We start from the raw sequence: 14,346 nt of genomic DNA on the forward strand, positions 1-14,346 counted from the left end.
GGGGGGGGGGGGGGGGGAGCCGGGTTCGTGCACGCTCGGCGGTTTTGGGCGCGTCTGGGGGCGGTTCTCGGTGGTCGTTGGCTGGTTTCTCGGTGGAGATCTGCGGTTCTCGGCGGTCAGCTGCGGTTTCTCCGCGGTCAGCGGGAGTTTCTCGGCGGTCCTCGGCAGTTCTCGGCGGGTCTCCGCGGCGATGGGTAGTTCTTGGCGCTCATCGACGATTTCTCTGCGGTCAGCGGCAGTTTCTCGGCGGTCCTCGGCGGTTCTCTGCGAGCCTCCGCGGCGATCGGCAGTTCTCGGCGCTCATCGGCAGTTCTCAGCGCTCATCGGCAGTTTCTCGGCGGTCCTCGGCGGTTCTCTGCGAGCCTCCGCGGCGATCAGTAGTTCTCGGCGCTCATCGGCAGTTCTCAGCGCTCATCGGCCGTCCTCCGCGCTCATCGGCAGTCCTCGGCTCCCATCGCCGTTCTCCGCGGTCATCTCCAGTTCTCGTGGGTCATCGCCGGTTCTCGTGGGTCATCGCCGGTCCTGCGTGGTCATCGGCTGTTCCGTGCGCTCATCGCCGGAATTCGTGGCCGTCGGGTGGTTGCGGCCAGAATGGGCGGATGACCACACCGCTCTCCGGCACCCACCACGGCCTGACCGCCGGCGACTATCACGCGACGATCGCGTCGGTCGGCGCCTCGCTCCGAACCCTCCAGCACCGTGGGCGCCACCTCGTGGTCCCGTTCGACGCCGACGACGTGCGCCCGGTCTTCCGCGGAGCGACGCTCGCGCCCTGGCCGAACCGGGTCGTCGACGGGCGGTACACCTTCGACGGCGCGGACCAGCAGCTCGCGCTCACCGAACCCGGCCGCGGCCACGCGCTGCACGGTCTGGCGGCCTGGCTCGACTTCACGGCCGTCGACCGCACGGCCAGCAGCGTCACGCTGGCGGCGACCATCGAGGCACAGGAGGGCTACCCGCACCGCGTGGAGGTCGCCGTCGTGTTCGAGCTCGACGAGGACGGCCTGCACACCACCGTGACCGGAACGAACTCCGGCCCCTCCCCGGCGCCGTGGGGCACCGGGCCGCACCCGTACCTCGTCGCCGGCGACGGCAGGGTCGACGACTGGACGCTCGAGCTGCCCGCGTCGGACGTACTGACCGTGACGGAGGACCGGCTCATCCCGGTCGGGCTCGCCGACGTGGCCGTCGAGGCTGGAGGCGTCTTCGACTTCCGCGCGCCGCGCCGGGTCGCCGACACGTTCATCGACCACGCGTTCACCGGCCTGTTGCCGGCCGCCGACGGACGCACCACGGTCACCCTGCGCTCGGCCGAGGGGACCGGTGTCGCGATGACATGGGACGAGGCGTGCCCGTGGGTGCAGATCCACACCGCCGACCGCGACACGCCGGAGCTGAGCCGACTGGGCCTCGCCGTCGAGCCGATGACCTGTCCTCCCGACGCCTACAACTCGGGCACCGACCTGATCGTGCTTGCCTCCGGCCAGTCCGCGACCGCCTCCTGGACGATCGCCGCACTCTGAGTCGCGCCGCGCGCTCGCTCCGCGCTGCGCTCCGCTCCGAGCGGGCGCGGGCTCCCGTCTCGACATTCGTGACGAATCCCGACATTCATGACGAACCTTGTACCGTCGCGCTTCGCCGCGAGGGTGCGACCGGGTTGCACTTGCGCTCGACATTCGTGACGAATCCGCACTTTCGTGGCACGAATCATGACATTCGTGACGAATCTTGCATCCCCTGCGCTGCGCCCCAAGGGGCGACGGGGTGGCACTTACGGCTCGACATTCGTGACGAATCGGCACATTCGTGCCACGAATGTCGACATTCGTGACGAATCTTGCGGCGCCCGGGGGCGCAGGTTCGTGCGGCAGATTCGTGGCGGGGGTGGCGACATTCGTGACGAATGTCGAGATTCGTGGCACGAATGTCGGGATTCGTGACGAATGGCGCGGTGGTTCGCGGCGGTTCGCGGCGGGCCGGCGCGCGCCGGCGGGCGCGGGCCGCAGCGGGCCGCAGCGGGCCGCAGCGGGAACGGGTGATGCCCCCAGCGGAACCCGACCGGCTGGGGGCATCGAAGCGCTGCACTAGGAGCAGCATGGTGATCGACAGGAGGTGCGTACCCGTTCGCGCCTCCGTCTACCAGCGAGCCGACGGATGATTCGACATCAGCTCGTGGGTACGACGATACATGACCCATGCGACATTTCGCATCTCACGGCGAGACTACACAAGCATTACGAGGCGTTCGCAGCCGAGGCACGCGAAAAGTGCGCCGGCGGCAGGGACGCGCATCCCACGACGGTGCGCGTCCCGGCCGACCGGGAGTGGTGCGCGCGGCCATCCACGACTGGCCGCGCGCGGTCTCTGGGGCCCTACCGGGCCGGCTGTACGGCGGCGACGATCGCTGCAGCGGTCTCGCGGCCGACGCGGATCGCGCCGTCCACGTGCTGGTAGCCCTTGCCCGCCATGTCGCTGCAGGAGAAGTGGATGGGGCCGACCGGGGTGCGGAGGTCCGAGCCGTAACGGGCGAGGCCGCCCATGTCGAAGCTGGCGGCGTAGGCGCCGCGCGTCCACTCCTCGCTGCCCCAGTCGCTCTCGTAGTAGACGACGGGGCTCAGGGCCTCGACGCCGTAGTAGTGCGACAGCGACTCGAGGATGCGCGCCTTGCGCTCCTCCGGCGACAGCCGGAACACGTCGTCGGCGGCCTCGTCGGAGACGAAGCCGACCAGCGTTCCGCGCGGGTCGCCGTGATAGCTGTTGTCGTACGCCTCGTGCACGAGCTCGTACGGGCTGAACGCCGTGCCGCTGTAGCCCTGCTCGCGCCAGAACGGCGTCTCGTAGACGGCGTGCACCTTGATCACGAAGCCCATCGACAGGTGCTGGTGCAGCTGCTGCTGGCGACGCGGCAGCGGCGGGTCGTAGGAGATGCGGCTGATCAGCACGGGAGGAACGGCGAGGATCGCGAACCGGGCGCGGACCTCCACACCGTCCGCAATAGCCGTGACGCCCGACTCGTCCCAGCGGAGCGTGCGCACCGGCGCGTTCAGGTGCACGTCGTCCCCGAGCCGCTCGGCGAGCAGCAGCGGCACCTGCTGGAGGCCGCCCTTGACGCGCTTGTCGAGGATGAAGTCGGCGTCGACCAGGTTGCTGAAGCTTCCCGCGCTGGCGGCCATCAGGAGGGCCTGCAGCGCCGAGAAGGCGTGCGCCGGCTTGGTGAGCATCGCACCGGCGATGAACATGCCGATGTTGCGGCGGGCTTCCTCGTCGTCGGTCTGCGTCTCCAGCCAGCGGCGGAACGAGATCTCGTCGAGCTCCTTGGCCTGCGGGTGCTCCCACGGCCGGTCGGGGTCGATCTCGGCGACCAGCGCGTCGAGGCGCTCGATCAGCCCGACGATCTCCTTCTCGGTGGCAGGGGCGACAGGGAAGATCTCGCCCTCGAACGTGCGCCGTGCGCCGTTCTCGCCGAGGTAGATGTTGATCCCCTCGCGGTAGCGGGAGTAGGTCTCCAGTCCCAGCTCGCCGAGGGTCTCGATGAGCGCGTCCTGGTCGGGCGACACCCACTGGCCGCCGATCTCCAGCGTCGCGCCGTCGATGTCGTTCGTCCAGAGGCGGCCGCCGACGCGGTCCCTGGCCTCCAGGACGGCCACGCTCAGACCGGCCTTCTTCAGCTCCGTCGCGGCCGTGAGGCCGGAGGCTCCAGCGCCGACGATGACGACGTCACGTTCGATGCTGTCCATTGCTATCAACTCCTCCATCGGGTCACGAGGATGCTAGGCGGGCACGCGACGCCGTTTCCTGTACACACTGTCGAACGCGGGCACTACGCCTCGCCGACGTGTATGTTCTCCGCGGACTCCGCAGCAGCACCGCTCACCCGGAGATAGACGATGAGCCAGCTGAACACCAGCACGCCGGCGACCAGCTCGGCCGCCGTCAAGACGTAGTAGCCGACCGCGAAGAAGACCAGCATCAGCACGATCGCGCCGAAGAACACGTAGCCGAGCACGAAGAACGATCGCGGCGCGGCCGGCAGCGCGCGACGTACCCAGAACACGACCAGCGCGAACACCAGCACCATCCCGACGGCCGAGACGTTGTGCAGCGTCACCGAGATGTTCAGGGTGAAGACGCCGACGCCCGCCAGCAGCACGCCGATCAGGATGAGCCCGACGCGGACGCGCATCACGGCCGCCCTCCGCGCAGGGTCCGTGATGCCGCGCGTGTCGGTGGCGTACCGTGCGAGGGCGGTGACGATGACGCCGGCCAGGATGAGCGTGAGGTTGAAGGCGAGGGACGACACGCTCTGCGACATCCCGAGGGCGCTGAGGTGCAGCTGCCACCAGTGCGGATCGGGCGCGCTCAGCATGGAGGTCAGGATGCCGACCACGGCGAACGCCGCGAGCACCGTCGAGAGCCGCATCAGGTCCATCCGGGCGGCCGAGAGGAACACCGCGTAGCCGGTGACCCCTGCCGCGGCAGCGGCGAGCACGGTCGCCGAGAAATGGTAGACGGTCGCATCCTGGAAGCCGTTCGCGAGCACCGCCCCGAGCACGAGCCAGCCCAGGAGGGCGAGGATGCCGTGCGCGAGGGCGATGGCGAAGGTGTCGAAGATGTCGACGGCGCCCGCGCGGTGCACGGCGCCGACGGCGCCGCCCGCCGGACGGGCGGTCTCGAAGGGCGTCAGACCCGTTCGCCGCCAGAGCCTCCCGGCGACGTAGGCGAGGAAGCCGATGATCCCGCCGGCGATCGCGACGAACTGGCCGACCGAGCCCGGGCCGGCGATCGGGAGGGTGCGGCCCCAGAACAGCAGCAGCGCCACCGCTCCGACGACGACGAACACCGCAGCGCCGCTGACGATCCCCGCGCCCTCCACCGTCAGCTGCGCGGGCGCCGACAGCCCGCCGAACGCGGGACGGACCCGTCTCGTCGTGCTCACGGCGACCACCTCCCGCACACCGAGCGCGGCCACCGCCGGCCCCTGACGCGCACAATGTAACCCCCGGGTCCCCCGCGCGGCTACAGCGGATCCACCGGCGCCGAGACGTGAGTAGTCGCGGAATCCGGGCGGCGGATTCCCGCGACTACTCACGTCTCGACGGCGTGGGGAGGTCGGTGCCGAGGGTGTGGACGGGCCCGACGATGACGGCCTCCAGGCGGCGGACGACGTCGAGGTAGTCGCCCGTCCAGACGATCCGCACCGCCGTCGCGCTGACGTTCCCGTGCGCGTCGCCGAGGTCGCGCTCGACCGCGTCGGCCAGTCGCGAGCGCGCGGAGGCGTCGGCCGGCTCGGGAGGCGGAGGCCCCTTCCGCTCGAGCAGCCTCGCCGCCAGGCGCGCGTACCAGTCGTCGAGCCGCGCGACCGAGGCGTCCAGCGCCCGGTGGGCATCCGCCCGGTCGGCATCGACGGTCTCCTGTCCCCTCCAGAGGTCGAGGATCGCGTCGCTCGCAGACCGCACGCCCGCGACGCCGCTGACGGAGGCCGAGACCTCGGCGAGGGGCCGGCGCTTGCTCCCGCGCTCCCCCAGGTAGGTGCGGAAGGCGTCGTCCAGCCGTCGGGCGGCGGCCGCGGCGCGGAGCGCCTGCGCCCGGGGCTCCGGGCCGTCGTGCGCGGCGGCATCGCAGCGGCCCAGCCCGAACGCGACCGACGCGGCCAGGTAGTCCACGCTCTCGGTGTATGCCTGAGCGAGCGCCTGCCTCAAGGCCGCCGCGGCCCCGCGCGGCCAGAACAGCGCCCCGACGAGGAGGCTCACCGCGCAGCCGAGAGCGATGTCCTCGATCCGGATGAGCCCGACCGTCCACCCCGATGGTGCGATGAGATTGAACAGCAGCACGAGCAGGATCGTGAACGCGGCCTGGCCGGCGGCGAACGAGATAGCGGCCGGTGCGATGCCGGCCACCAGGATGGCGATCGGCAGGAGCACCCAGATGACGACCCGGTTGTCGCCGATGGCGAGCATCGCGGCGGCGCCGAGCAGCACTCCGATCGCGGTGCCGATCACGCCGCGCAGCACGGTCTGGCCGGTGCTCAGCGCGTTCGACCGCAGCACGGACAGGGTGCCGAGCACGACCCAGAACGAGTGCTGCACGCCGGTCAGGTTGGCCAGCAGCACGGCGAGCCCGAGGGCGACGGCGCCACGGATGCTGTTGCGCAGCCAGACCGAGTTCCAGCCGACGAAGCCGCTCGCCCGCTCCGCCGCCACCGCCACCGGACCGGCCAGGTCTCCGGGCTGACGGCCCGTCACCCGCTGCCACCACGAACGGCGCTCCGCCCGCGCGGTCAGCGCGATGTTGACGGCGACGGTGGTGGTCGCCTGGGCGAGTTCCTGCGCCCGGAAGCCGGGGTCGAGGGAGGCGACGAAGCGGTCGGCGGCGCGGCCGCCCTCCTCGGTCGCGCCGCTGGCGGGAAGGGCCATCGTCGCGGCCTCCACAGCCCCGCGCGCCTCGCCCAGGAGGTCGAGCGCCGCCTCGAGCTCCGCCGGGTCGCCGCCGTGCCGGCCCAGGAGGTCCGCCCCGCGTTCCAGGACCGCGGCGGCTGCGCTCTTGACCTCGAAGGCCGCGACGTGAACCGCACCTCCGGGCACGGCCGCAGGGATGCGGACGTGCTCGAACTGCTCGATGACGGCGTTCAGCCAGGTCAGCTCGTCGACCAGCCGGACGATCGTGCGCGCCGAGGTGCTGAGCCCGGTGGGGCGGTACGGCGTGTTCAGGAACGACCGATGCAGCGCGGCGACGGCCGCGTCGGCCTCCCGGGTCGCCGCATCGCGCTCGGCCGCCAGTTCGGGGTTGCCCGCGCGGAGCATCGCCGCCGCCTCCGCGTGCAGCCGGGCGGCGAGCGCGCGGCAGGCGTCGACGGCGGGGCCGCGCAACGGCTCGCGGGTCGGGGCCGGCCAGAGCACGACGATGGCGACGACGGCGACGACGGACGCGATCCCCCAGCCCAGCAGCCGCGGGCCGAGCGACGCGACGGTGCCGGGGAGGGTGACCGGCAGGATGAAGGCCAGGAGCAGCGACGTGCTCGCCGAGGCCATCACCGAGCTCACCGACCCGGCGAAGAGAACCGCGAATGCGACCACCGCCATGGCGACAGCGGAGAGCCACACAGGTCTCGACAGGAGCGTGCCGACGCACACCAGCACGGCGCCGGCCGCGGCCAGCCCGAGCTGGGCCTGCACGCGATCCAACAGCGGCCCGCTGAAATCGACGAGCAGCAGCATCGCGAACGACCCGAACGCGGCGAAGGTCGCCACGTCCGGACTGCCGATCACCAGCCCGCCGAACGCGAAGAGCAGCGGCATGACGATCGCCGCGCGCCCGGCCCGGCGCAGCGCGGCGAAATCGGGATCGTGCCGCTTCAGCCATGCCACGACGCGCATCGCACCTCCTCGCACCCGCCGCCACCGCACACCCTAGCCGCGTCGGAGGGCCGTGGTGCAGGATCCTCCGTCGAGGGGCACGTATATGCCCCGATCCCTGCGTTTTAGGCGCGTTTGCGTGCCCTTCAGCAGAGGCGCGAGCACATCCGAGCGCATAGGATCGGCGCGTGACGGGGTTGGAGGAGGAGCTCGGCGGCCTGCGCCGCCCGCTCACCGCGTTCTGCTACCAGCTGCTCGGCTCGCCGTTCGAGGCGGAGGACGCGGCGCAGGATGCACTGGAGCGGGCCTGGCGGGCGCGCGACTCGTACGATCCCGCCAAGGGCTCGCTCGCCACCTGGTGCTACCGGATCGCCCGCAACGTCTGCCTCGATCGGCTTCGGGAGGCGCCGCGCCGTCCACTGCCGCGCGACCTCCGCGAGCCGGGACTCGAGGTCGGCGCACCGCTGGTGCCCGCGTTCGACGTGCCGTGGCTGCTGCCCGCACCCACCGGCTGGGCGGCGGAGTCGGAGGTCGAACGAGCCGCGGAGCGTCGCGAAGAGGTGCGGTTCGCCGTCACCGCGATGCTGCAGTCCCTCTCCCCTGTGCAGCGCGGCGCGTTCGTGCTGCGCGAGGTGATGGGGCTGTCGGCCGCAGAGACCGCGGCCGTGCTGGAGGTGTCGGTGGCGTCGGCGAACTCCGCCCTGCAACGCGCGCGGGCCGCCGTGAGCGAGGGTGTGCGCCGGCCGCACCCGCTCGCCCCGGCCGCGGTCGAGCGGTATGCGCGGGCGATCGAGCGGGCCGACGTCCCGGCCTTGGCCTCCCTGGTCGCCGACGACGTCGTGTTCGAGATGCCGCCCGTGCCGCAGTGGTCGGTCGGGGCGGAGCCGTACCTGGCCTTCATGGCCCACCTGTTCGCGTGGCGGGGCACCCAGTGGTCGACGGAGCCCGTGTCGGCGGGAGGCCGCCAGGGGTTCCTGCTCTACCGCGGCGTCGGCGAGGCGCGCGAGCCGCACACCGTCCAGCTGTTCGAGGGCGACGAGACGGGGGCGATCGCGCAGATCCTCGTGTACCAGGACCCGCGTCTGTTCGGCCTGTTCGCAGACTTCGCCGCCGTGCGATGAATTCGGGCCCTCCCGTTCGTATCTCCTGGTGACGCCGATTCGCGCGTCACGATGAGGAGGACATCATGGGAAAGCTGATCGTCGTGCAGTTCATCACGCTGGACGGGGTCGTGGAGGATCCGGACGGGAGCGACGGGACGCCGTTCGGCGGCTGGGCGATGCGGTTCGGTCCGCAGGGCGTCGCCGGCGACAAGTTCCGGCTGGGCGAGATCCTGGAGACGGGCGTCCTGCTGTTCGGGCGCCGCACCTGGGAGCACTTCAGCACGCTGTGGCCGGCGCGCGACGATCCGTTCTCGCAGGCAATGAACCGGGCGTCGAAGGCCGTGCTGAGCACCGGCCCGCTCGACGTCGCCCGGTGGTCGGGAACCCGTCAGGCCGCCGACCTCGACGCCTGGCTGGACGAGACGCTGCCGGAGCGCGACGTGGTCGTGATCGGGAGTGGCGCCGTCGTCGCCCAGCTGGAGGCCGCCGGCCGGGTCGACGAATACCGGCTGCTGACGTTCCCGACGGCGGTCGGAGCGGGCAGGAGGCTCTTTCCGGAGGGGCGGCTGCTGACCCTGCTCTCGTCCGAGCAGGTGGGACCGGCGAGCCTCACCCGTTACGACACCGCCACGGCGACGACCGCGGCGTGACATTCGTGACGAATCCCGACATTCGTGCCACGAATGTCGGGATTCGTCACGAATGTCGGGCTTCGGGGCTCACGGATGCGCGGGCACCAGCGCCTCGAACGTCTCGGCGACCCAGTCGGCGATGATGCCAGCCACGTACGGCATGTTGTCGATCGAGATGTGCTCGGTGCCGCCCTCCGGGTCGTCGAAGATCCGCAGCGCGCGGCGGGGACTGTTCACCGCCTGCTCGTACGTCTCGTGTGCGTAGCGCACCGGGATCTGCCGGTCGCCGGCGCCGTGCGTGATGAGCAGCGGAGCGGTGATGCGCTCGGCGACGCCGTTCAGGTGCATCGAGCTCGTCTTGGCGATGAACTCGTCCATGTCGTTCACGCCCCACACCCAGAACACGTGGTCCCAGTAGTGCGGAACCGGGTTCTCGCCCTCGCGGTTGCGCCGCGCCTCCTGAACCGCGGCCCAGTCGTGGTTCGCACCCCAGGCCACGGCCAGCGCGAGCCGCTTCTCGAACGCGGCCGCCCGCGGGGCGTAGTAGCCGCCGAGCGACCAGCCGACGATGCCGATCCGGGCGGGATCGGCGCCGAGCTCCTCGGCGTTCGCCTCGATCCAGTCGACGATGGCCGCCGCCCAGACCTCGGTGTCGTAGCGGGCGGTGAGGCCGCGCAAGCGGAGGGCCTCGCCCGATCCGGGGGTGTCGATCATGAGAGTGGAGATGCCGCGCTCGGCGAGCATCGCCGGGAACCCGGAGTAGTACATCATCTCCTTGGTCGAGTCGAGGCCGTTCCACTGGATGACCACGGGGTGCGGGCCGTCACCGGGAGCCCGGTAGAAGTAGCCGGGCAGCGATGAGTCCTCGTACGGCACCTCGACGCGGGTCAGCGGGACCCGGCTGAGCTCGACATGCTTCAGCAGGAGGTCGATCGACTTCTGATACGCCGCGTTGCGGCCCTCCCACCGCGGTGACTGCAGGCGCTCGGCCTGTGAGGTGTAGAGCGACGCCCGGTAATACGTCTCCCCGGCGCCGATCCGGCGTCCTGCCGCCTCATCGGCGCGGGCCTTGGCGACGAGCCGGTCGGCGACGGCCTCCCACGAGGCGTACAGCTCGGCCGTGCCGGCGTCGTCGCCGTTCTGGGAGGCGAGCAGCACCGGCTTGCACGCCCGGTCGACCTCGTCGATGTAGCCGCCGTTGTTGAGGGTCGCGACGACGGCGAGGCTCCAGACGTAGTTGGTCGGGAAGTACATGAACACGGGAGGACTCCTTACGTCGTCGTGATCGTGGCGCCGGCCGCGATGCGGTCGGCGAGGTGTTTGGCTCCGGCGGAGGCCGCGAAGCCTCCGTCGACGGGAAGGTCGGCGCCGGAGATGTACCGGGACGCGTCCGAGATCAGGAAGGCAGCCAGGCCGGCGACATCCTCCGCCTCGCCGAGTCGTTCCAGCGGCGTCAGCTCGAGCTGAGCCTCCCGCATCGCGGCGGGGGCGTTCGCGGTCATTTCCGTCTCGATGAAACCGGGGTGGATGGTGTTGACCCGGATTCCGCGCGGCCCGTACTCGGTGGCGGCCACCCGCGACAGTCCGCGCAGGCCCCACTTGGAGGCCGTGTAGGCGGCCGTGTAATGGCCGGTCAGCCCGGCGACCGAGCCCACGTTCACGATCGACGAGCCTTCGCCCATCAGCGGCGCCAGTGCGCGCATCCCGAGCATCGGGCCGGTGAGGTTCACCGCGAGGACACGATCCCAGTCCGCCCGCCCGGTCTGGTCGATCCCCGCACGGTGCGTGACGCCGGCGTTGTTGATCAGGCCGCGGAGCGCGGCCCCGGCCAGCGTCTCCGCGAGCTCGGCGGCGAGCCGCGTCCACGCCTCTTCGTCGGAGACGTCGAGGTGGCGGAAGACGATGCCGTCGTCGAGCGCACTGCCGGGCTCGACGACGTCGGTGGCGATGACCCGCGCTCCGAAGCGCGCGAGCAACCGCGCCTCCGCGGCGCCCTGGCCTCGCGCGGCGCCGGTGACGACGACGGTCGCACCGTCGAGGCCGCCGAGCAGTCCGTCCGCGCCAGTGCTCACGTCGCGACCCGCTCCTGGCGGCTCCGCGCCCGCGGACGCACACGCGCCGCCGGCAGCTCGGGAGCGACGACGGGCGGCCCGACCGGGCCGATCAGCTCGCCGATGCCCTCGACCACCATGCGCACGGTGTCGCCGTCGGCGAGCGGGGGCGGGGTGAGCTCGCCGCGCCTCCCCCACAGTTCGGCCAGGCAGCCGCCGTTGCCGGTCGTGCCCGAGCCGAGCACGTCGCCGGCCACGACCCGCGAGTTGCGGGAGGCGTAGGCGACCAGCTCCGGGAACGGCCAGCCCATGTTCGACACCAGATCGTGCCCGATGCGCTCGTCGTTCACGAACACCTCCGCCTCGATCGCGAGGAAGCCCTCGTCGTCGAGGTACGGCTCGAGCTCGTCCGCGGTCACGATCCACGGCCCCAGGCTCATCCCGAAGTCCTTGCCCTTGGCCGGCCCGAGGCGCACCTTCATCTCGCGCGACTGGAGGTCGCGGGCCGACCAATCGTTCATGATCGTGTAGCCGAAGATCACCCCTGTCGCCTCGTCGGCGGTCAGGTTCGCGCCGCCGGGACCCCCGATCACGGCCGCGACCTCCAGCTCGAAGTCGAGCCGGGAGGTGACGGGAGGCCGAAGCGGCTCGCCGGGGCCCAGCACCGTGTGCGGGTTGGTGAAGTAGAAGGTCGGCGCCTGGTGCCACTCGGGCACGACCTCGCTCCTGCCGTCGACGGAGGCGCTCACGCCCTCCACATGCTCCTCGAAGGCGACGAAGTCGCGGATCGATGCGGGGACGAGCGGGGCGAGCAGCCGCACCTCGGCGAGTGCGACACCCTGGGCGCCACCGACGCGCGCCGACAGCGTCCGCGCCTCCGCGGGCCCGCGCGCGAGCACGTCGGCGACGGTCAGACCGTCGGGGAACGGGACCACCCGGTCGCCGACCACGAACCCCTCGCCGATGACGGAACCGTCGGCCGTCCACCGCGCGATCCTCATGCCGGCTCCGCCATCCTGTGGGCGATGCCGAAGATCAGCCCGGCGGCGTCGGCCTCCCTGTCGTGGTCGATCTGCCACTGGCCGAGCTGCACAGAGGCCTCCACCACCGCCTGAGCGCGCGGAACACGACGTGCGTGGAATTCGTTCCACAGGGCGTCGTCGACCGTGTCGGCGGCGAGCAGCAGCTCGGTCAGCACGACCGCATCCTCCAGCGCCTGCGCCGCGCCCTGCGCGATGGTGGGCGGGCAGCTGTGCGCTGCGTCGCCGATCACCACGGAACGCCCCCGGTTCCACGGCGCGGGCACGAGGTGCTGGGTGAACCAGGTGTAGTTGACCTGCGCGCCCGCCTTCAGGTCGGCGCGGATGTCGTCCCAGGGGCCGCCGTAGGCCGCGGACTCCTCGAGCATCAGCGCGACGGCCTCCTCGTCGGTGATTCCGACGCGCTCCTGCGCGGGCTCGACGAGGAAGGCGTACATGGTGTCGTCGCCGGTCGGTGTGTAGCCCGCGATGTAGACCGGGCCGCCGTAGTACAGCTCGCTGTGCTCGACGGACGCCGGCCGGGAGACGAACGAGCGCCAGATGCCCATGCCGGTCGGCTGCGGCCTGGTCTCGATGCCGATCAGGTCGCGGACCGCCGAGTTGAGGCCGTCGGCGCCGACCAGGAGGTCGTAGCTGCCGGCCGGTTCGCCGTCGACCTCCACCTCGACGCCGGCCCCGGTGTCGGTCACTCCCGTGACCTTCGCGCCGAACCGGACGTTCGCGCCCGCACGCTCGGCGTGCTCCAGCAGGATGCGCGCGAGGTCGGGGCGGTACATGCCGCCCGTGGCCGGAAAGTCAGGGCCTCCCGTCTTCACCTCCGGCAGCTCGGCCACGACCGGTGCGTCCGGGCCCGGAGCCCGCAGCGTCAGCCCCTCGAAGAAGTAGCCCTTCCGCTGCACGTCCTCCCAGACGCCGAGTGCCGCGAAGGCGCGGAGTGCGTTGCCCTGCAGGGTGATGCCGGAGCCGAGCGCGCTCAGCTCAGGCTTGGACTCGAAGACGTCGACCTCCACTCCTGCCTTGGCGAGCTGGATGGCGGTGGCCAGACCCGCGACACCGCTTCCGGCGATCGCGACCTTCGTGACGGCGGTCATACAAGAACCTCTCTGTTCTTCTGCGTGCTCTTCTGTCGGCGCTGCTGGCGAGGCGAGGCCCGCTACAGCAGCGCGAGGGGGTTGATCGGCGACCCGACGGCCGCCGTGATCGGCAGCGGCGGGGCCGAGAGGAGGAAATCGTATCTCCCGAGTCGCGCACAGGCGTCCGCGAGCTCCTCCAGATCCCACATCTCGCCGATGGTGAGGCCGAGGTTCGGGATGACGACCTGGTGCAGCGGCTGGAACGCGGGCACGTCGAATTCGTTCGGCCGCACTTCGAAGCCCCAGGTGTCGGTCGCGATCGCGGCGATCCCGGTGTCGTGCAGCCAGCCGGCGGTGGTCAGCGAGAGTCCAGGGGCCGGGCCTCCCGCGTACTCTCCCCAGCCGTCGCGCCGCACCCGGGCGAGCTGGCCGGTGCGCACCAGGACGATGTCTCCGGTGCGCACCGCGCTGGTCGCGCCCTGCGCCTCGACGCAGGAGCGCAGGTCCGCGGCGGTGATGGCGTAGCCGTCCTCGAGCTCGCCGGACTCCGGGCGGAGGTGCCGGCCGAGATCCAGCAGCACCCCGCGCGACACGATGGCTGCGGCAGCGTGCTCGATGCCGGTGACCAGGTCGCCGTCACTGGTGACGACGTCGCCGGCCCTGCGCCCGTTCCAGGCGTAGCCGTGGTCGAAGATGTGACCGAGGCCGTCCCACTGCGTCGAGCACTGCAACGGCATCGCGATCACGTCGTCGGCGCCCCCGAGACCGTGCGGGAAGCCCTGCGTGCCGCGCTCGGCGTCCGTGCCGGTGTCGAGCATCGTGTGCACTGGGTTGGTACGCCGGCGCCAGCCCTTCTGCGGGCCGTTCATGTCGAACGACTGCGCCAGCGAGATCGCCAGCCCCTCGCGGACGAGCGCGGCGGCCTCCGCCCGCTTGGCCGCGTCGATGAGGTTGAGCGTGCCGAGCACGTCGTCCTCGCCCCAGCGGCCCCAGTTGCGGTACGCCTGCGCTCGCGCGCCGATCTCGGCCTCCGGGTCCTGGCGGTCCAGATCGGCCGGCCGTTCGCTCGGTGCAGTTTCGCTCGGCGCGGCCATC

11 protein-coding genes are annotated in these 14,346 nt (G+C 71.6%); 3 read left to right on the forward strand and 8 right to left on the reverse strand.

Features of this window, described 5'->3' with window-relative positions; all coding sequences use genetic code 11:
• The first annotated feature begins 599 nt into the window (after positions 1-599).
• Positions 600-1,523, forward strand: coding sequence for an aldose 1-epimerase family protein (locus JNB50_RS24015; RefSeq protein WP_208042617.1), 924 nt, complete (start codon positions 600-602; stop codon positions 1,521-1,523).
• 849 nt (positions 1,524-2,372) lie between these two features.
• On the opposite strand, the gene JNB50_RS24020 is transcribed toward JNB50_RS24015, so the two are convergent.
• The 3 genes from JNB50_RS24020 to JNB50_RS24030 all read right to left on the reverse strand — a co-directional run bounded on the left by JNB50_RS24020 (position 2,373) and on the right by JNB50_RS24030 (position 7,373).
• Positions 2,373-3,737, reverse strand: a complete 1,365-nt coding sequence (locus JNB50_RS24020) for an NAD(P)/FAD-dependent oxidoreductase (protein ID WP_208042618.1) — start codon at positions 3,735-3,737, stop codon at positions 2,373-2,375.
• An 83-nt stretch (positions 3,738-3,820) separates the two neighbouring features.
• Complete coding sequence (locus JNB50_RS24025; RefSeq protein ID WP_307794860.1) at positions 3,821-4,936, reverse strand: hypothetical protein; 1,116 nt, start codon at positions 4,934-4,936, stop codon at positions 3,821-3,823.
• Positions 4,937-5,081: 145 nt separating this feature from the next.
• A complete protein-coding gene (locus tag JNB50_RS24030) occupies positions 5,082-7,373 on the reverse strand; it encodes an FUSC family protein (RefSeq protein ID WP_208042619.1) in 2,292 nt (763 codons plus the stop codon).
• A 167-nt stretch (positions 7,374-7,540) separates the two neighbouring features.
• Here JNB50_RS24030 and JNB50_RS24035 point away from each other — a divergent pair, with 167 nt between their 5' ends.
• Together JNB50_RS24035 and JNB50_RS24040 are read left to right on the forward strand one after the other, a co-directional pair.
• Entirely contained in the window at positions 7,541-8,473 is a 933-nt protein-coding gene (locus JNB50_RS24035) for an RNA polymerase subunit sigma-70 (RefSeq protein ID WP_208042620.1), read from the forward strand.
• A 65-nt stretch (positions 8,474-8,538) separates the two neighbouring features.
• The gene (locus JNB50_RS24040) at positions 8,539-9,105 is read left to right on the forward strand and encodes a dihydrofolate reductase family protein (protein WP_208042621.1); all 567 of its coding nucleotides are present in this window, start codon (positions 8,539-8,541) and stop codon (positions 9,103-9,105) included.
• Between the two features lie 69 nt (positions 9,106-9,174).
• On the opposite strand, the gene JNB50_RS24045 is transcribed toward JNB50_RS24040, so the two are convergent.
• From JNB50_RS24045 to JNB50_RS24065, 5 genes are all read right to left on the reverse strand, one after another.
• A complete protein-coding gene (locus JNB50_RS24045; RefSeq protein ID WP_243768938.1) occupies positions 9,175-10,341 on the reverse strand; it encodes a S9 family peptidase in 1,167 nt (388 codons plus the stop codon).
• A gap of 17 nt (positions 10,342-10,358) precedes the next feature.
• Positions 10,359-11,159, reverse strand: coding sequence for an SDR family NAD(P)-dependent oxidoreductase (locus JNB50_RS24050; RefSeq protein WP_307794861.1), 801 nt, complete (start codon positions 11,157-11,159; stop codon positions 10,359-10,361).
• Positions 11,156-12,139 carry a fumarylacetoacetate hydrolase family protein gene (locus tag JNB50_RS24055; RefSeq protein ID WP_208042623.1) on the reverse strand — a complete coding sequence of 328 codons (984 nt, stop codon included), beginning with the start codon at positions 12,137-12,139 and terminating at the stop codon, positions 11,156-11,158. Before JNB50_RS24055 ends, JNB50_RS24050 begins: the two co-directional genes overlap by 4 nt.
• Positions 12,136-13,269, reverse strand: coding sequence for an FAD-dependent monooxygenase (locus JNB50_RS24060; RefSeq protein ID WP_208042624.1), 1,134 nt, complete (start codon positions 13,267-13,269; stop codon positions 12,136-12,138). Before JNB50_RS24060 ends, JNB50_RS24055 begins: the two co-directional genes overlap by 4 nt.
• Before the next feature lie 62 nt (positions 13,270-13,331).
• Positions 13,332-14,345, reverse strand: a complete 1,014-nt coding sequence (locus JNB50_RS24065; RefSeq protein ID WP_208042625.1) for a cyclase family protein — start codon at positions 14,343-14,345, stop codon at positions 13,332-13,334.
• Position 14,346: the final 1 nt, after the last annotated feature.

This window comes from Leifsonia sp. TF02-11 (assembly GCF_017565305.1).
Classification (GTDB): domain Bacteria; phylum Actinomycetota; class Actinomycetes; order Actinomycetales; family Microbacteriaceae; genus Leifsonia.